This window comes from Mucilaginibacter sp. P4_D1, assembly GCF_056401935.1.
The window spans coordinates 164,512-181,428 of sequence record NZ_JBFUIJ010000011.1 but is presented as its reverse complement, the minus strand read 5'-3'; the positions used below and the strand labels follow the sequence as shown (position 1 = coordinate 181,428).

Annotated in this window: 15 protein-coding genes and 1 tRNA gene; 12 read left to right on the top strand and 4 right to left on the bottom strand. The window is 43.6% G+C overall.

Annotated elements, in window-relative coordinates; all coding sequences use genetic code 11:
* Positions 1-151: 151 nt before the first annotated feature.
* Together AC1DV1_RS12885 and hscB are read right to left on the bottom strand one after the other, a co-directional pair.
* Positions 152-231: transfer RNA gene (locus AC1DV1_RS12885), tRNA-Leu, on the bottom strand.
* Between the two features lie 28 nt (positions 232-259).
* Positions 260-784, bottom strand: a complete 525-nt coding sequence (gene hscB / locus AC1DV1_RS12880) for a Fe-S protein assembly co-chaperone HscB (protein ID WP_477359730.1) — start codon at positions 782-784, stop codon at positions 260-262.
* 138 nt (positions 785-922) lie between these two features.
* Between hscB and kdsA the strand changes: the two genes are divergently transcribed.
* The 5 genes from kdsA (at position 923) to AC1DV1_RS12855 (ending at position 6,527) form a co-directional block, all read left to right on the top strand.
* Positions 923-1,696 carry a 3-deoxy-8-phosphooctulonate synthase gene (gene kdsA, locus AC1DV1_RS12875; protein ID WP_477359728.1) on the top strand — a complete coding sequence of 258 codons (774 nt, stop codon included), beginning with the start codon at positions 923-925 and terminating at the stop codon, positions 1,694-1,696.
* A 114-nt stretch (positions 1,697-1,810) separates the two neighbouring features.
* Positions 1,811-2,746 carry a KpsF/GutQ family sugar-phosphate isomerase gene (locus AC1DV1_RS12870; protein ID WP_477359726.1) on the top strand — a complete coding sequence of 312 codons (936 nt, stop codon included), beginning with the start codon at positions 1,811-1,813 and terminating at the stop codon, positions 2,744-2,746.
* Between the two features lie 59 nt (positions 2,747-2,805).
* Positions 2,806-4,137: a nucleotide sugar dehydrogenase gene (locus AC1DV1_RS12865; RefSeq protein ID WP_477359724.1), complete on the top strand. Its 1,332-nt coding sequence runs from the start codon at positions 2,806-2,808 to the stop codon at positions 4,135-4,137.
* A gap of 199 nt (positions 4,138-4,336) precedes the next feature.
* Positions 4,337-5,740, top strand: coding sequence for an undecaprenyl-phosphate glucose phosphotransferase (locus tag AC1DV1_RS12860; RefSeq protein WP_477359722.1), 1,404 nt, complete (start codon positions 4,337-4,339; stop codon positions 5,738-5,740).
* 1 nt (position 5,741) lies between these two features.
* Positions 5,742-6,527 carry a helical backbone metal receptor gene (locus AC1DV1_RS12855; protein WP_477359720.1) on the top strand — a complete coding sequence of 262 codons (786 nt, stop codon included), beginning with the start codon at positions 5,742-5,744 and terminating at the stop codon, positions 6,525-6,527.
* 4 nt (positions 6,528-6,531) lie between these two features.
* Here the strand turns inward: AC1DV1_RS12855 and AC1DV1_RS12850 are convergent, their stop codons facing one another.
* Both AC1DV1_RS12850 and AC1DV1_RS12845 read right to left on the bottom strand, forming a co-directional pair.
* Entirely contained in the window at positions 6,532-6,975 is a 444-nt protein-coding gene (locus AC1DV1_RS12850; RefSeq protein ID WP_477359718.1) for a DUF4304 domain-containing protein, read from the bottom strand.
* A complete protein-coding gene (locus tag AC1DV1_RS12845) occupies positions 6,972-8,825 on the bottom strand; it encodes a CocE/NonD family hydrolase (protein WP_477359716.1) in 1,854 nt (617 codons plus the stop codon). Before AC1DV1_RS12845 ends, AC1DV1_RS12850 begins: the two co-directional genes overlap by 4 nt.
* A 131-nt stretch (positions 8,826-8,956) precedes the next feature.
* Between AC1DV1_RS12845 and AC1DV1_RS12840 the strand changes: the two genes are divergently transcribed.
* From AC1DV1_RS12840 to AC1DV1_RS12810, 7 genes are all read left to right on the top strand, one after another.
* Positions 8,957-9,553, top strand: coding sequence for a short chain dehydrogenase (locus AC1DV1_RS12840; protein WP_477359714.1), 597 nt, complete (start codon positions 8,957-8,959; stop codon positions 9,551-9,553).
* 197 nt (positions 9,554-9,750) lie between these two features.
* On the top strand, positions 9,751-11,106 hold the full coding sequence (locus AC1DV1_RS12835) for a Gfo/Idh/MocA family protein (RefSeq protein ID WP_477359712.1): 1,356 nt from the start codon (positions 9,751-9,753) through the stop codon (positions 11,104-11,106).
* 11 nt (positions 11,107-11,117) lie between these two features.
* Positions 11,118-12,158 carry a DUF6807 domain-containing protein gene (locus tag AC1DV1_RS12830; RefSeq protein WP_477359711.1) on the top strand — a complete coding sequence of 347 codons (1,041 nt, stop codon included), beginning with the start codon at positions 11,118-11,120 and terminating at the stop codon, positions 12,156-12,158.
* A 120-nt stretch (positions 12,159-12,278) separates the two neighbouring features.
* Positions 12,279-13,295 (top strand): FAD:protein FMN transferase, encoded by a 1,017-nt coding sequence (locus tag AC1DV1_RS12825; protein WP_477359708.1) that lies wholly within the window; start codon positions 12,279-12,281, stop codon positions 13,293-13,295.
* On the top strand, positions 13,296-14,495 hold the full coding sequence (locus AC1DV1_RS12820) for a Gfo/Idh/MocA family protein (RefSeq protein WP_477359706.1): 1,200 nt from the start codon (positions 13,296-13,298) through the stop codon (positions 14,493-14,495).
* 2 nt (positions 14,496-14,497) lie between these two features.
* Positions 14,498-15,436, top strand: coding sequence for a glycoside hydrolase family 43 protein (locus AC1DV1_RS12815; RefSeq protein ID WP_477359704.1), 939 nt, complete (start codon positions 14,498-14,500; stop codon positions 15,434-15,436).
* Between the two features lie 158 nt (positions 15,437-15,594).
* Entirely contained in the window at positions 15,595-16,917 is a 1,323-nt protein-coding gene (locus AC1DV1_RS12810) for a glycerate kinase type-2 family protein (RefSeq protein WP_477359702.1), read from the top strand.

Below are 16,917 nucleotides of genomic sequence, written 5' to 3'. Positions count from 1 at the left end.
GGTTGCACCTCTGCAGAGCCTGGGTACTCTTATATCTGCATTTGCTATATACTGCTTTTTTTAGCTAATTCCACCAACTATTTTTGGCATCATTACCGTTATAAATAAGAAAGTCTGTAGCAAAACGTAAACACGTTTTGCTACAGACTCGTACCCAGCGCCGGAGTCGAACCGGCACGGTTTCCCACAGGTGTTTGAGACCAGCGCGTCTACCAATTCCGCCAGCTGGGCATACTCTGTAAATCTGATCAGCGATCTTTTACAGGCGGGCTGCAAATGTATCTAAACTCTCTTTAATTCGCAACAGATATTTTTGTCTGTAGTAAATATTTGCAATTTTTATACGCCGTTCTTCCTGTGCAGTATGGTCAAGTTGCGTATAATCAGCTGTTAGTTCGTGCAGGTTTTCGTTAATATCAGCCTCAAAGGCAAGTACTTCTGCCGTTATTGATGCCAGTTCTGTGCTGTTGTCAACTTCCATCAATCTTTCATTAATATCCATCATTTCCATCAAAAAATCGGCCGGTAATTGTGGTTTTGCACCTTCAGAAACCAGGTCATGGAGCTTTAAAACGTATTCCATTCTGCGTGCCGGATCATTTAATACCTGGTAGGCTTTGTTATTCAGGGTAGATAATTCCAGTATTTCCTGTTGTTTTGCTTCATCCTCGCCTGCATAAAAATCGGGATGATATAGTTTACTTAGTTCGTAAAATTTCTTTTTGAGTTTGGCTGGTTCAATATTAAATGATTCGGGTATGCCGTAAAATTCAAAGTAATTCATAAACACGAATTTCACCAATTATGTCGAATTACACGAATTTTAATTTGCTGCTGCTTTTCTATATCTCTACCTTGCGCTAAACAGTTTCATTCGTGAAATTCGTGCTTATCACTATCTTTGCCACATAACCTACATAATATGTTATTTGAGCAGATGCGGCAGAAGCCGTTTTTTATATTGGGCCCGTGTGTAATGGAAAACCAGGAGTTGTTATACACCGTTGCCGAAAAGGTTGCCGAAGTTGGCCAAAAATATAACGTGCCAGTGATTTTCAAATCATCTTTTGATAAAGCCAACCGTACATCCATCCACTCTTACCGTGGCCCTGGGATAGGGAAAGGGATGGAAATGCTTCAAAATGTTAAAGAGAAATTTGGCTTGCCTGTTATCACCGATATTCATGAACCTTTCCAGGCGGCTATTGCTGCCGAAGTGGTTGATGTGCTACAAATTCCGGCATTCTTATGCCGCCAAACCGACCTTTTGGTTGCCGCTGCCGAAACAGGTAAAATAGTTAATATCAAAAAAGCACAGTTCCTGTCGGGCGCTGATATGTTTTATCCCGCCCAAAAAGTGCTGGAGGCCGGCAACACCAAAGTAGTACTTACCGAGCGTGGCAATATGTATGGTTACAATAACCTTGCTGTTGATTTCAGGAACATTTATGATATGAAGGCTTTTGGCCATCCCGTTTGCATGGATTGTACCCATTCGGTACAACGGCCGGGCGGAGCAGGTGGCAAAACAGGCGGCGATCGCACTTTTGTGCCGATGATGGCCCTGGCCGCAAAAGCATTTGGCGCCGATGGCTATTTTATTGAAACCCACCCCGATCCGGATAATGCCCTGAGCGATGGTCCCAATATGCTGAAACTACATGATTTGGATGCCTTGATAGGTTCGTTGGTTTAAGTAAATTGTTTGAATCAGAATTTGCAGAATTAAAAAATTTACAGAATTTTAAGTAAACGCAAATAAGCTGAAGAGACAATTCTGTAAATTTTAAAATTCTGAGAATTCTGATCGATGAAGGATATTGCCAAAAGAGTTTTTGCTATCGAAATAGAGTCGCTGCAACATGTAGCGAAATTAATTGACGATGAATTTACTAAAACCGTCGAGGCTGTATTGAATTGTACGGGTAAGGTAGTAGTTATCGGGATAGGTAAATCCGGATTGATAGGAAAAAAAATTGCAGCCACACTTGCCAGTACCGGTACACCAAGCTTTTTCCTGCATCCCGGCGAGGCATTTCATGGCGATCTTGGGATGGTTGGTACTAATGACGCTGTTATGCTGATTTCGTATTCAGGCGAAACTGATGAAGTGCTGCGCATAATCCCGTTTTTAAAATGGAATAATAACCTGGTTATAGGCGTTACCGGCAATTTAAACTCTACCGTTGCTAAAAACAGTCATCATCACTTAAATATAAAAATTTCCCGTGAGGCTTGTCCGCTGGAATTGGCGCCCACATCGTCAACCACAGCTGCGCTGGTTATGGGTGATGCACTTGCAATTGCATTAATGGAGTCGCGTGGATTCAAGCAGCATGATTTTGCCCGTTTTCATCCCGGCGGCAGCCTTGGCCGTAAACTATTGGTTAGGGTAAAAGATGTTATGCGTACAGATAAATTGCCAATTATAGATGAAGGTGCGTCGTTTACTGAATTATTGCTTAGTATGTCGGCGGGGCGACTAGGAATGGTTATTGTTGGGCAGGCCGATAATATTAAAGGAATTATTACCGACGGCGATTTACGACGCGCTTTATTAAAGCACCCTGATCCATCTACATTAAGTGTTTTGGAAATAATGACAGTTAACCCACTAATTATTGATGGCGAGGAGTTTGCGGGTTATGCCGAACAATTGATGATTGAAAAAAAAATCACCACGTTACTCGTCGGCTCGGCATCTAACAGGTCGGTCAACGGCGTATACCAGATCTATAGTCAATAATGTGGTTTATCCAACTCAAAAAATAATATATATTTGCAAATATCTACCCTTGTTTAAACATGTTTGATCATCCGTCAAATCAAATTCTGCAACAATTTAAAGCTCCGGAAACTGCCCGCATTGCAATAATAGGGTTAGGGTACGTAGGATTGCCGCTGGCAGTTGAGTTTGCAAAAAAATTCCGGGTAAAAGGATTTGATATAAAAAAAACAAGGGTTGATGAACTTAATAACGCCCATGACCGCACGTTAGAAACTAATACAGAAGTATTAAAATCGGTTTTGTCGGGCAGTGGTAGTGGCAAACTTGTATTTACCTCAGAGGTTGGGGACATAGCTGATTGTAATGTATTTATAGTTTCGGTACCAACACCTACTGATCAGCACAATCGTCCTGATCTCGACCTGATAAAAAAAGCAAGCGAATCAGTTGCGTCTGTACTTAAGGTTGGCGATGTAGTGATTTATGAATCAACGGTTTATCCCGGAGTAACCGAAGAGGTATGTGTGCCTATACTTGAACGGGTATCTAAGCTCCGGTTCAATGTTGATTTTTTTGCGGGATATTCGCCCGAGCGGATTAATCCCGGGGATAAAGTACATACCCTAACTAATATTCTGAAGGTCACCTCGGGCTCAACGCCCGAAGCTGCCGATTTTATTGATAAACTTTATCAGATGATTGTAACTGCGGGAACACACAAAGCCCCAAGTATAAAAGTTGCTGAAGCCTGTAAAGTGATTGAAAACTCCCAGCGCGACATCAATATCGCGTTTGTAAATGAGTTGGCCAAAATTTTTCAGATCATGGGTATTGATACTCATGCTGTTTTAGAGGCGGCCGGTACCAAGTGGAATTTCCTGAATTTTAAACCAGGACTTGTTGGCGGCCATTGTACCGGTGTTGATCCGTACTACCTTGCCCAAAAAGCCCAGGAGGTGGGTTACCATCCCGAGATTATATTGGCTGGCCGCAGGCTAAATGATGGCATGGGTACATATGTAGCCCTGGAGGTAATTAAGCTGATGGTTAAAAAAGATATTCCAGTAAAAAACTCAAATGTGCTTGTACTCGGGTTTACTTTTAAAGAAAACTGCCCTGATGTGCGCAATACCCGGGTAATTGATATCGTAAAAGTTTTAAGTGAGTTTGAGGCATGCTATGAAATTTACGACCCCTGGGCAGACCCATTTGAGGTTGAATTAGAGTATAAGGTGAAAACCCTTAAAACATTTGATGGGTTAAAAGGCGGATATGATGCTATTATAGTTGCAGTATCGCACAGGGAATTTCTTAGCCTTAATTATGATAAGTTAAAAAAAGGTTCTTCATCGGTAATTTATGATATAAAAGGAGTATTGGATAAAAGCATTGTTGATGGCAGATTATAATAATGCGTTTTGAAATAAGATTGTTGTAAAAACCAATGGTAGTTTTATATTTGATTTGATATGAATTTCTTAATTTTTAATTTTGTTACCTATGCAATAACACATTTGTAAACAATTGTACTTTCAATTATCACATTGTTATTTATAAATAAATATGCTAATTTTAGCGGGTGTTATATACTTCAACAAGCTCTAATACATGATTCACAGATACGCTACTTTTATTAAAGCAGTGAACCTTACCATTGATTATATTATACTTAATATGAGCATGGTAATTTCTTACTTTATCGAAGATAGGTCATACATTTTTTGGATAAACAACAGGAAATATTTACCCATTGTTTTGGTGTTTAATTTGATCTGGTTATTATCGGCCAATATTACCGGCTTGTATGAACATGTGTTGAATAAAGATTCTATCAAAACATATCGTGGGGTAATAAAGACCTACCTGTTGTTTGTAAGCTTTATTTGTTTTACCATAATTATACTTATAGGTACAAAAGCATACTTTATTACACGCGAATACCTGTTTTATTCCCTTGCATTATTTGGATTTTTACTTGGCTTGTGGAAGCTGATATTTCTTACAATACGCAAAAGTGACAGAGCATCATTGATAGATACCCGTGCGGTTATTATTATTGGTGGTGGTAGGATAGGTGCCGATTTGTACGGTTTTTTTAAACAAAACCCCGAGCGTGGTTACAACCTTGTAGGTTTTTTTGATGATAATCCGGAACTTGTAAATGATAAGCACCTTTATTTGGGTGGAACAAATGATTGTATCAGCTATGTGTTAAATAACAAGGTAGACGAGATTTTTTGTACCCTGCCCAATTCCGAAGCTGCCACAATAGAGCGGCTAATGCTTGATGCTGATAAAAACCTCATCAGGTTTAAGTTTATTCCGGAGTATTATGATTATGCAAAAAAACCAACTTTTATACAAAGTTTTGGGCATATTCCCGTTATATCTGTAAGGCCCGAGCCATTGGAGAACATGCTCAACCGCTTTATAAAACGGTTGTTTGATGTTTTGTTTTCGCTGTTTATTATTCTTTTTGTGTTCAGCTGGCTTTTTCCTATTCTAGCCATTTTAATCAAACTTGAATCACGAGGTCCGGTATTCTTTGTACAGGAACGATCGGGACGGGATAATAAACCATTTAAATGTTATAAGTTCCGTAGTATGCGGGTAAACAAAGACTCTGATAAGAAGCAGGCCACCCGTGGCGACTCCCGTATCACCAAAACAGGGGCTTTTATTCGCAAAACCAGTCTTGATGAACTTCCGCAGTTTTTTAATGTGATATTGGGCAACATGTCTGTAGTAGGTCCACGGCCACACATGATTAGCCATACAAAGCAATATTCGCAGCTTATCGATACATTTATGGTTAGGCACTTTTTAAAACCCGGAATTACAGGATGGGCCCAAATAAATGGCTTAAGGGGCGAAACCCAAACAACTCAGGCTATGCTTGAACGTGTTGAGGCGGATGTTTGGTACCTCGAGAATTGGTCATTCCTGTTGGATATGAAGATTGTTTTCTTAACGTTTTGGAATGCTTTAAGAGGAGAGAAGAACGCTTTCTAACATGGCCGGGTTTCGCGATCAGTTAAACCGCGTAATTAATCTGCCATCTATACCAAAACGTATTATTTCTGTAGTGCCCTCGCAAACCGAGCTTTTGCTTTATTTAGGTTTGGATGTTGAGATTGTTGGTATTACCAACTTTTGCATTCACCCGAATGCAAAAGTTAAAGCCATAACCAAAGTAGGGGGCACCAAGAAACTAAATATTAAACTGATAAAATCCCTGCAACCCGATTTAATTATCGCTAACAAAGAAGAGAACGATCGCGGCCAGATTGAAGAACTGATGGATGTTTGCCCTGTTTGGATAAGTGATATAAATGACCTGGAGAGCGCCTTAACCATGATCCAGGGTATTGGCGACATTGCCGGTAAGAGACAGGAGGCCGACGCTTTAAATCTCGAAATCAGGTGCCGTTTTGATGCAAGTATTTTTCCCTCTTTGAATATTACCGTAGCCTACTTTATATGGAAAAATCCGTATATGGTTGCTGGCAGGCAAACGTATATTGATAGCTTGCTGCAAAAGTGTGGCTTAACCAACGTTTTCGAATCGCAACGGTATCCTGAAGTATCTCCGGATGAGTTGGTTGCTGCTAATCCCGGTGTGGTGTTTTTATCGTCCGAGCCATACCCGTTCAAACAAAAACATATCCATGAGTTTAAACAATTGCTGCCAAAAGCCAAAGTTGTTTTGGTTGATGGCGAAATGTTTTCATGGTATGGGAGCAGGTTGTTGCAGGTGCCGGAGTATTTAAATGAATTGACGACTGAGATAATAGCTTGATTTTTTAAGGTACCATTTCATTTCGCTGGTTATCTGGATCTTCACCCCACCAATTTTCAGCTTCCTGCCAAAGGTTAATTATTTCCTTTGCTTTTTTTCGATAGATATTACCCCACAAAATATCTTTGCTAAAATCAAACCAATGGTCTGTTTTGTTTTTAATGCTACCTAACCTTAATCGCTTATACATATCATGGGCTGTACAACTTGAAGGTTTTACAACTTCTCCCCATGGTCTTGCTATCCCTTTAGGTGAGCAGTTTGAGATTTCGACGACAAAACGAGGTGAACTGAGGCTGAATTGAAAAGTTATCAGGTTTATCCTGTCTTCTTTCATTCTTCTGAAATGCGGAAATGACCCCTTAAATCCTTGTTCTCTAAAAAATGGTACAGCTATGGTTTTGATAGCCTCATTCATAAGCAGGCGTCTCTCTTTTCCTGTTATCATGGTTTCATCACCGGCAAAATTATTTTCGATTTACCATGGTAAACATTGATAGTTTCTTTCACAAAGTCGCTGTCCTTTGCATGATAAATATCCACAAATTGCTGCGGATTTCTGTCGGCTAATGGAAACCAGCTGCTTTGTACCTGGATCATTATTTTGTGACCCTGTTTAAAAGTATGGGCAACATCCGGTACCAGGAATTTTACCTGTGTAGGCATTCCCGGCACAAATGCTTCGGGTGCCGAGAAGCTATTGCGGTACCTGCCGCGCATAATTTCGGCCCGTACCAGCATTTGATAGCCGCCCATAGGGTATTTGGTAACAGGGTTGGCTGATGTATTATCGGGGAAAACATCTATGATTTTTACTACAAAATCGGCGTCGGTATTTGAAATACTAACCATCAGGTCGGCAGTTACCGGGCCGCCAAGCGTGATGTCGTTAGTTAATGTATCGGTGCTGTAAGTTAAAACATCGGTGCGGCGGGTGGCAAAACGCTGGTCGTCGGTCATGTACTCGCGGGTGCGGTATTCGTGCACCTTTTCGGCATAGGGGACCGGTTTGGCCGGGTCGCTTGTATAGCTGTCAAAGGTGTTTTTGGTATTTGTTGGGCTATCAAAAGATAATTTTCCGTTTTGTTCAAAATAAATCGGCGTAGGCACAGCATCAACAGGTGGCCATTGGGGTAACTTCCGCCATTTATTCTCGCCAGAAAAAAATATAGTTGCTTTACTAAGCGTATCTATCGAGCCTTTCCCTTTTAAATAGTAATTGAAGAACGGAATTTCGATGTTTTCCTGGTACCACTCGTTGGTTTTGCTACCAAACTGGATGTTGCCTAAATGAGTACCATCTTTGCTTGCCCATTGCCCGTGAAACCAGGGACCTACTACCAAATTGCTTTTGGTTGCCGGGCTTTGCTTCACTAAAGCCTGGTAGGTATTCCACGCTCCGTAGCCGTCCTCGGCATCAAATAATCCACCCACAACCAACATAGCAGGCTTTACGTTTTTAATCCCCGAGCGCGTATCGCGGGCCTTCCACCAGGTATCAAGGTTGGGATGAACCATCATATCGCTCCAGAATTTAAGGCTGTCGCCCGATGCTTTGGTAAAGTTGGGTAATGCCCCCATTTTTAAGTACAAGGCATAGTTATCAGGGCCATTTATTGGATACGTTTTGGCAGGCAATGTGGTAGGATGGGGGCGTGGCTGGCTAAAACCATACCCCACGTGAAAATCAAATGCGTCCATCAAAAATAAAACGCCATTATGGTGGTCGTCATCGCCAAAAAATCTATCGGTAACTGGTGCCTGCGGGCTAACGGCCTTCAATGCCGGGTGGCCGCTTAAGGCGGCTTCAGTTGCATAAAATCCAGGGAACGAAATCCCGGTAACACCAACCTTACCGTTGTTGTTATCCAGGTTTTTAACAAGCCAGTCTATAGTATCATAGGTATCGCTGGCCTCATCAATATCTTTACTTGTTTTTTTATTGGGATTGAAAGGACGTACCACTTCGAAAGTTCCTTCGCTCATCCAGCGCCCCCTGATATCCTGGATCACCATGATATAGCCTTCTTTGCAATATTTGATCATGAAATTTCGCCAGTATCCGCGGTAATCTTTGCCATACGGCGCACAGGAATACGGTGTGCGGGTTATCAGTATCGGGTGCTTTTCGGCCTGGTCTTTAGGCTGATAAACGGATGTAAAAAGCTTTATCCCATCGCGCATCGGTATTTGCACTTCTTTTTTGATATAATTATTTACAAACCAGGCCGAGTCGGCATTTTGGGCAAATACTATCGCGGGTGCTAAAAGAATTGTAAGCAGTAACAGTTTTTTCATAAGGAGGTGTACGTTTAAACGTAAATATATTCTTTTTTAAGAACGTGCAGAAATGAGATAGATTTTACAATCGTACCATCGTTTACAGCCATAAATATTCGTCATCTTTAACATATCAAAACAATATCATCATGAAAATAATCATTGTGGGCGCCAGTGGCACACTTGGCAAGCACGTTACAGCAGCTTTAAAAAACAATCATGAAATAATAACTGCCGGTTCCAAAAGCGGCGACGTACAGGTTGATATCAACTCGCCCGAATCTATCGAAAAATTTTATGAGCAGACCGGTAGGTTTGATGCCTTGGTAAGTACCACAGGCCAGGGGCATTTTGGACCGCTAACAACCATGACCTATGCCGATTTTATGAAAGGTATTAACAGCAAACTAATGGGGCAGGTAAACCTGGTTTTAACTGGTCAGCATTTCGTTAATCCTAAAGGCTCTTTTACCTTAACATCGGGTATTTTAAGTGAAGATCCCATTGTATTAGGATCTAATTTAAGTGCGGTAAACGGTGCGCTTGAAGCTTTTGTCAAAGCAGCTGCTATTGAGCTGGAAAATGGTGTACGTATAAACACCATAAGCCCGGGCGTTGTAGAAGATTCGCCCGGTTATTTTCCGTACTTCCCCGGCCATATCCCGGTAACTATGTCGCGGGTTGCGCAGGCTTATGTTAAAAGTGTTTTGGGAGCGCAAACGGGGCAGGTATATAAGGTTTTTTGATAATAAATTTATTCAAATTCCGAATGGCTGGCTATAATCCCCGCCATTTTTAAAGTACCGTCTCGCTCTGTAATAAGCTTCTTACAAACTGGATACTGGTTTTTAGCTGATTTCTTCGATATTTGACGGTAGCGGTGCCAGGCCGCTGTTTTAAACCAATTTTTATCTACACTATAAAAACAAGTAAACCTAATAGTATGGAAAACTCTCGTCGTACGTTTATAAAACAGGCCGCGATAGCCGGGACAGGTGTATTGATCACTAAAAATGCGTGGAGCGCCAAAAGCTACAAACGCATTATTGGTGCTAATGACCGCGTTCGGGTTGGTGTTGTCGGCTTCTCCGACAGGCATAAAAGCTCGCACATCCCCAGCTTTATGAACCACTGTAAAGAACTGAACTTCGAGGTGGTTGGCGTATCCGACATCTGGAAATACCGGCGAGAGGAGGGGGCAGCTACCTGGAAAGAAAAAATGCAGCATGATGTAAAGGCATACCGAAACAACGAGGAGTTGTACGATAGCAAAACGGTTGACGCAGTATTCATCAGTACCGCCGATTTTCAGCATGCCCGTCACGCCATTGAGGCGGTAAAGGCCGGCTGCGATGCTTATGTTGAAAAGCCTTTTGCCGAAACGATGGAGGATAACTCCGCAGCATTAAAAGCCGTTAAGGAATCCGGAAAAATAGTACAGATAGGATCGCAGCGCAGAAGCGGGGATAATTACCACGCTGCCAATGATTTTATCCGCTCGGGTAAATTTGGCCCTATTACCATGGTTGAGCTTACCTGGAACGTTAACCAGCCAGGCCGCTGGCGCCGGCCCGAATTGCTAAGTAAGTTAAAAGAGGAAGATACCGATTGGAAACGTTTCATCATGAACCGGCCATATGAGGCCTTCGACCCACGCAAATATTTGGAGTATCGTTTGTTTTGGCCATATTCATCCGGCTTAGCCGGCCAGTGGATGAGCCACCAGATTGATACTGTACATTGGTTTACAGGGCTAAAACATCCGCGCAGCGTGGTTGCCAATGGAGGTATTTATATGTGGAAGGATGGCCGCCGTAACTGGGATACTATTCTGGCTGCATTTGATTATGGCCCGCTGGATGATCCGTCAACCGGTTTCCAGGTAACCTTTGGCTCGCGCATGCATAACGGGGATGAACACCCCGCCGAAATATACTACTCCAACGGTGGAGAACTGAACTTGATTACCAATAAGGTATCGCCGAATGGCGGGCTTACAGAAAAAATGGCTGCTGCCATGGGCATGAAAGCCAACCTGCTGCCCGAAATCAGCCTGGCAAATACACAGCAGGTTGTGGCATCGGCCAACACCGGCGGCGATGTGCTTACCTCCAACCATGTACGCAACTGGATGGAATGCGTGCGCAGCCGTAAGCAGCCCAATGCGCCGGTTGAAGCAGGGTACAGTCATTCTATCGCTAATATCATGACCAATGCCGCCGTACACACTGGTGTTAAGGCTACATTTGATGAAAGCACCCAGGAGGTAATGGCAAATGGTAAGATTTTTAAATATTAAAGGCAATTACCATGAACAGCTTCAAAAAAACAGGTTTAGTAATAGCCTCAATAGCTTTTGCTGCAAGCGCGGCGGCCCAGAAAAGCGAGCAGGTAAAAGTTGTAGCGTCAAAAAATGAGCATAAGGTAGATGTTTTTATCGCTGGCAAGCCGTTTACAAGTTTCCTGTACCCTGATAGCCTGGAAAAACCTGTGCTGTATCCTTTGCGTGCAGCAAATGGCACGGTTGTAACCCGTGGTTTCCCGCTGGATCCTAAACCAGGCGACCCAACAGATCATCCACATCATATTGGCCTTTGGTTTAATTTTGAAAACCTGAACGGGCTCGATTTTTGGAATAACTCCTACGCCATTCATCAAGACAAAAAGAATTTGTATGGTTGGATTCGTACCGATAAGGTGTTGGAAACCAAAAGCGGCGCAACCGGCGTATTGGCATACCATGCAAACTGGACAAACCAGCAGAAGGACGTTATTTTAGAAGAAACCACCCGGTTTGAATTTAGCGGGACAGGTAACCAGCGCATTATTGACCGTATTACAACTTTAAAGGCTATAGTCGACGCAACTTTTACGGATGCCAAAGACGGCTTGCTTGGCCTGCGCCTGGCACATGACCTGCAAATGCCCGCCACCGAAGACCAAAAATTTACCGACGACAAAGGCAACGTAACGATAGTGAAGGCTGGTACCGATAAAGTGGCCAATGGCAATTATTTGACCAGCGCCGGCAAAACCGGCAACGATGCCTGGAGCACACGCGGTGTATGGTGCAAAATTTACGGTAAAATGGGCGCCGACTCGGTAAGTATTGCCATTATAGATCATCCCCAAAACCCCAATTATCCTACTTTTTGGCATGCGAGGGGGTATGGGTTATTTGCTGCTAATCCTCTGGGTGAAAAGATTTTCACCAACGGTAAATCATCGAAGAATTTGCATTTGAATAAAGGGGAGTCGGTGACTTTTAAATATCGGGTTGTTATTGAGAATGGCGGGCAGACGATTAGTGCAAAACAGCTTGATATGATAGCTGAGAAATTTGCGAAATAATTCATTCAAAGAAGGATAAAAAAATTCTCGTTTAGCAAGTTATTGATTGAATTGGTTTGGGGATAAAACATGGAGGTGCTACAGCAGCCTTACCCGGAATTTTTAACTTTGCCTGCACCTATGAAAAATAATTGGCTACCCGGTATTGTTGTTTTGGTGTTGCTGTGTTGTGCCTTCGGGAAACAGCCATCGTTGCGCCTTTTCGAAATAAAAGGTTACGCCCAGGGTACTACCTATAGTATTGTTTATTATGCGCCTGATAGCCTGGTCAGTCAGCAGCAAACGGACAGCTTGTTACAACGTTTTGATAAATCGGTATCGCTTTATCTGCCTCAATCGCTAATCTGCAGGTTTAACCGCTCGCAAAAAGGCATCCGCGTTGATGATGTTTTCCGTGTGCTTGTAAGCCGCGCCTTGCAGATAAGCCACGCTACCGGCGGGCTGGTTGATCCAACTGTAAAGCCGCTGGTTGACGCCTGGGGCTTTGGTGTTTTTAAATCCGACCATGAGCCCGGCAAGGAAGAAGTAAAAAATTTGCTGCGCCAGGTGGGTGCAAATAAAATAAGGCTGGAGGGGGATTTTTTATATAAGACGGTGCCCGGCGTACAGCTGGATTTGAATGGAATAGCCCAGGGGTATTCGGTTGATCTGTTGGCCGATTTGCTGGAGCGGCATCATATCCACGACTATTTGGTTGAACTGGGTGGCGAACTGCGGATTAAAGGCCATAAACCCGGTAACGAGCCATTTAGGGTTGGTATCGAGGGGATCAGCGGCGATGATTTGGATCCTGCGCCCATGCGACAGGTGATTGAGCCGGGCGACGGCGCCATCACCACTTCGGGTAACTATCGTAAGCACCATGAGGCCGGGGGCAAACAGGTATCGCACCTGATGGACCCGCTTACAGGTTATCCTGTTCAAAACGAAATGATAAGCGTGACGGTTTACGCAAAGGACGCGATCACCGCCGATGGGTATGATAATGGTTTTATGGCAATGGGTTTGCAGCGCAGCCTGGCTTTTTTAGCAATACGGAAAGATATGGGCGCTTATATGGTTTACCGGCGGCCCGATGGTCGTATTGCAGATACTGTAAGTACTTTTTTTAAGGGATATCAACACAAAACTGAATAGATGGAAAGAAGAACGTTCCTGAAAAATACCGGCCTGCTGAGCGGCGGGCTGTTGATTGGCAATAAACTGAGCGCCCTGCAACCCGCCGGGGAGCCCATTAAAATAGCAGTAATAGGTTGTGGAGATCGCGGTACCGGCATTATGAACATCCTTAACGGGATGCCTGAGCAATTCCGGATAACTGCTTTGTGCGATGTGCTCGATTTTAGATTGACAGCTGCACAAAAGCTGGTTAAAACCGGTACGGTAAAAACTTATATCGACTATAAAAAACTGTTGGATGATAAAGAGGTAGATGCGGTTATTGTAGCCGTACCGCTATACCTGCATTACCCGGTAGCGGCAGATGTGATTCGTTCCGGCAGGCATTTATACCTGGAAAAAACGATGACCTATACAATTGACCAGGCGCTGGATCTGGTGACACTGATGCATGGCCGTAATGAACAAGTTTTGCAGGTGGGTCACCAGTACCGTTATTCTCCTTTATATTACCGGGTGAAGGAAATGATTCATAAAGGCTACCTGGGCAAGGTGACCCAGGTTGACTGCCGATGGGACCGTAATGGCAACTGGCGGCGCCCGGTACCCAACCCGGCGCTGGAGCGGGCCATCAACTGGCGGATGTACCGGGAATATTCAGGCGGGCTGGTAGCCGAATTGCTTTCTCACCAGATAGATTTTATCAACTGGGCCTTTGATACCCATCCGCAAGAGTTTTTCGCAACAGGAGGGATCGATGTTTTTAAAGATGGCCGGGAAACCTATGACAACGTACAGCTTATGCTGCGCTACCCGGACCCGGGCCTGATAGGCAATTTCGGGGCTATGTGCGGCAATGCGCATGATGGATATCTTTTTAAGATTAAAGGTACACTGGGCACCGTATCTCTGCTCACAGACCAGGGAATGTTTTACCCGGAAAAAAAGTTCCTGAGCGAAAAGGGAACGGTTGACGGTGTGACAGGTGCAACGCGCATCGTCTGGAACAAAGAAGGAGGGACGCCCATTTTACCGGAAGCCACAAAAGACGGAACCTGTTATGCCTTTAACGATTTTTATCAGAAAATTAAGCGAAGAGAGTTACCCGATAGTAATGTATTCACCGGCGCGCGTACCGCCATCAGCGTGCACCTGGCCAACCAGGCATTGTACAGTCAGAAGGTTTGTAGCTGGGATAGTAGTTACAAAATTGGATGAGCATGAAAAAGCAATTGCTTATGTTTTTGCTGCTGGGAGCAATCAGCACTGCTAACGCGCAAAGCCGGATGGATACCATCAGGCTGGCCGACCCAACTGTATTTTATGACAACCACACGTATTACCTCTACGGTACAGGCAGCCCGGATGGCTTTGGGGTTTATACATCAAAGAACCTTGAAAATTGGAAGCGAGCGGATAAACCAGCTTTATTAAAGGGCGATAGTTATGGTTCAAAAAGCTTCTGGGCTCCGCAAGTATTTAGGTATCGCGGCAAATATTATATGGCTTACGCCGCCGATGAGCACATTGCCATTGCGGTGAGCGACAGCCCTCTCGGGCCTTTTATCCAGCGTGTGCATCAACCAATCACGGAGCCGGGGAAGCAGATCGACCCGTTTATTTTTAAAGATGCCGATGGAAAGTTGTACCTCTATCATGTCCGGTTAGATAGGGGTAACCGTATCTATGTGGCACGGTTGAAGGATGACTTGAGTGATATTGACAGTTCGACGCTGATGGAATGTATTCATGCTGACCAGGGGTGGGAAAATACTGCAGCTGCCAACTGGCCGGTTGCAGAAGGACCGACGGTAACTAAAATTAATAACCTGTATTACCTGTTTTATTCTGCTAACGATTTTAGAAACATTGATTACGCGGTAGGGTATGCCACATCTGCCAGCCCAACCGGACCATGGACTAAATATGCGGGGAACCCGGTACTGAGCAGGAAAAACACCGGGCGGAACGGCAGCGGGCACGGCGACTTGTTTACCACAAAAGATGGGGAACTGTTTTATGTTTTTCATACCCACAGTTCAGAAAACAGCGTTGGTCAGCGAAAAACAGCAGTCGTCAAGCTGTCCCTTTCGGGGCAAAGCCCGGCTGTTATTTCCGTAGTGCCCGGCTCTTTCCATTACCTGCAATTTAAACATTAATTTTAGGGAGGTTCAGGAATGTTTTTTTAATGGCTTAAAAGAGTTTGAAATTTTATAAACACCATGCCATAAATCCTTCGTTTAAAATAAAATGCTTCGTAATTTGGAGAACTTCTGATACCTAAGAAGGGCGAGTTTTTTTACATGGTAGATGTTTTATGATTGAAGAAAAGCATGCGATTCAAATTTTCAGATCAGCTGTATCCGCGGTACAGCCTGCGCAGCTGTTACGCCAACAATTATCTGTAAGCAAGGATTCGCTGAGTATCGGAGGCCTGGTCTTCCCCAAAACCTCCATCCCTCATATTTATGTGGTAGGGGCAGGGAAAGCTGCGGCTGCGATGGCCGTGGAAGCCGAAATGATTTTGGGTGAGTACATTAGCGAGGGTTTGGTTACAACCAAGTATGGTCATGCCTTGCCCACTTCTAACATAAGAATTATTGAAGCGGCACACCCCGTGCCGGATGAAAATTGTGTTAATGCTGTTACTCAAACCATAAAACTGCTTAAAAAAGCAACAAAAGATGACGTGGTGATTTGCCTGTTAAGCGGTGGTGCATCGGCCTTATGGTGCGATTTGCCGCCGGGAGCAACGCTGAAGGAAGTACAAACAACGTTTGACCAGTTAATAAAATCAGGGGCCGCTATCCATGAAATTAATACGGTTCGCAAACATCTGTCTAACTTTAAAGGTGGCCAACTTGTTAGAGTTTGTGGCGGAGCCGCGTTTTTTTCGTTCATTATAAGCGATGTGCCGGGAGATGACCTGGAGGTAATTGCCAGCGGGCCCACTGTTCCCGATGCCTCCACTTTTGAGGAAGCAAAAACTATCCTGGAAAAGTATAAGCTATTATCGATATTACCGCAAAGTATCACACAGCATATTGAGGATGGCATTAAAGGAATAATTAAGGATACACCTAAACCAGGAGATCCTCTTTTTCTCAATACAGTCAACCGGATTATCGGGAATAATAAAATGGCTGTACTGGAGGCAGCCAATATGGCAAAAAAATTAGGATATCATGTACACATAGTAGATCATTTGATAACCGGTGATGCAGAGATAGAAGCAAAAATACTGGTGGAACTGGTCCGTCAATATAAAGGGCCGAAACCGGTTTGTATATTACAAGGCGGCGAAACAACCGTTAAAGTATCGGGCACAGGAAAAGGTGGCCGCAATCAGCATTTTGCATTGGCTGCACTAAATGAGCTGAATAAGCTGCGTCAACAAAATATTTCTGATGAAATTACCATTTTAAGCGGAGGCACCGATGGAACAGATGGGCCAACCGATGCAACAGGAGCGGTTGTTGACAATGATACTTTAACCCTGGTTTTGTACCGTGGATTGCCGATAGAAGAATATTTAAAGAAACATGATGCGTACCACTTCTTTGAACAAACAAATAGTTTAATCATAACCGGGCCAACACAAACCAATGTAATGGATATTATGATAGCCATTGTAAAATAA

Coding starts and splice junctions, on each gene's coding strand:
- AC1DV1_RS12810 (WP_477359702.1), top strand. CDS start 15,595: ATGATTGAAGAAAAGCATGCGATTCAAATTTTCAGATCAGCTGTATCC.
- AC1DV1_RS12830 (WP_477359711.1), top strand. CDS start 11,118: ATGAACAGCTTCAAAAAAACAGGTTTAGTAATAGCCTCAATAGCTTTT.
- AC1DV1_RS12865 (WP_477359724.1), top strand. CDS start 2,806: ATGTTTGATCATCCGTCAAATCAAATTCTGCAACAATTTAAAGCTCCG.
- AC1DV1_RS12840 (WP_477359714.1), top strand. CDS start 8,957: ATGAAAATAATCATTGTGGGCGCCAGTGGCACACTTGGCAAGCACGTT.
- AC1DV1_RS12820 (WP_477359706.1), top strand. CDS start 13,296: ATGGAAAGAAGAACGTTCCTGAAAAATACCGGCCTGCTGAGCGGCGGG.
- AC1DV1_RS12835 (WP_477359712.1), top strand. CDS start 9,751: ATGGAAAACTCTCGTCGTACGTTTATAAAACAGGCCGCGATAGCCGGG.
- AC1DV1_RS12855 (WP_477359720.1), top strand. CDS start 5,742: ATGGCCGGGTTTCGCGATCAGTTAAACCGCGTAATTAATCTGCCATCT.
- kdsA (WP_477359728.1), top strand. CDS start 923: ATGTTATTTGAGCAGATGCGGCAGAAGCCGTTTTTTATATTGGGCCCG.
- hscB (WP_477359730.1), bottom strand. CDS start 784: ATGAATTACTTTGAATTTTACGGCATACCCGAATCATTTAATATTGAA.
- AC1DV1_RS12815 (WP_477359704.1), top strand. CDS start 14,498: ATGAAAAAGCAATTGCTTATGTTTTTGCTGCTGGGAGCAATCAGCACT.
- AC1DV1_RS12845 (WP_477359716.1), bottom strand. CDS start 8,825: ATGAAAAAACTGTTACTGCTTACAATTCTTTTAGCACCCGCGATAGTA.
- AC1DV1_RS12850 (WP_477359718.1), bottom strand. CDS start 6,975: ATGATAACAGGAAAAGAGAGACGCCTGCTTATGAATGAGGCTATCAAA.
- AC1DV1_RS12860 (WP_477359722.1), top strand. CDS start 4,337: ATGATTCACAGATACGCTACTTTTATTAAAGCAGTGAACCTTACCATT.
- AC1DV1_RS12870 (WP_477359726.1), top strand. CDS start 1,811: ATGAAGGATATTGCCAAAAGAGTTTTTGCTATCGAAATAGAGTCGCTG.
- AC1DV1_RS12825 (WP_477359708.1), top strand. CDS start 12,279: ATGAAAAATAATTGGCTACCCGGTATTGTTGTTTTGGTGTTGCTGTGT.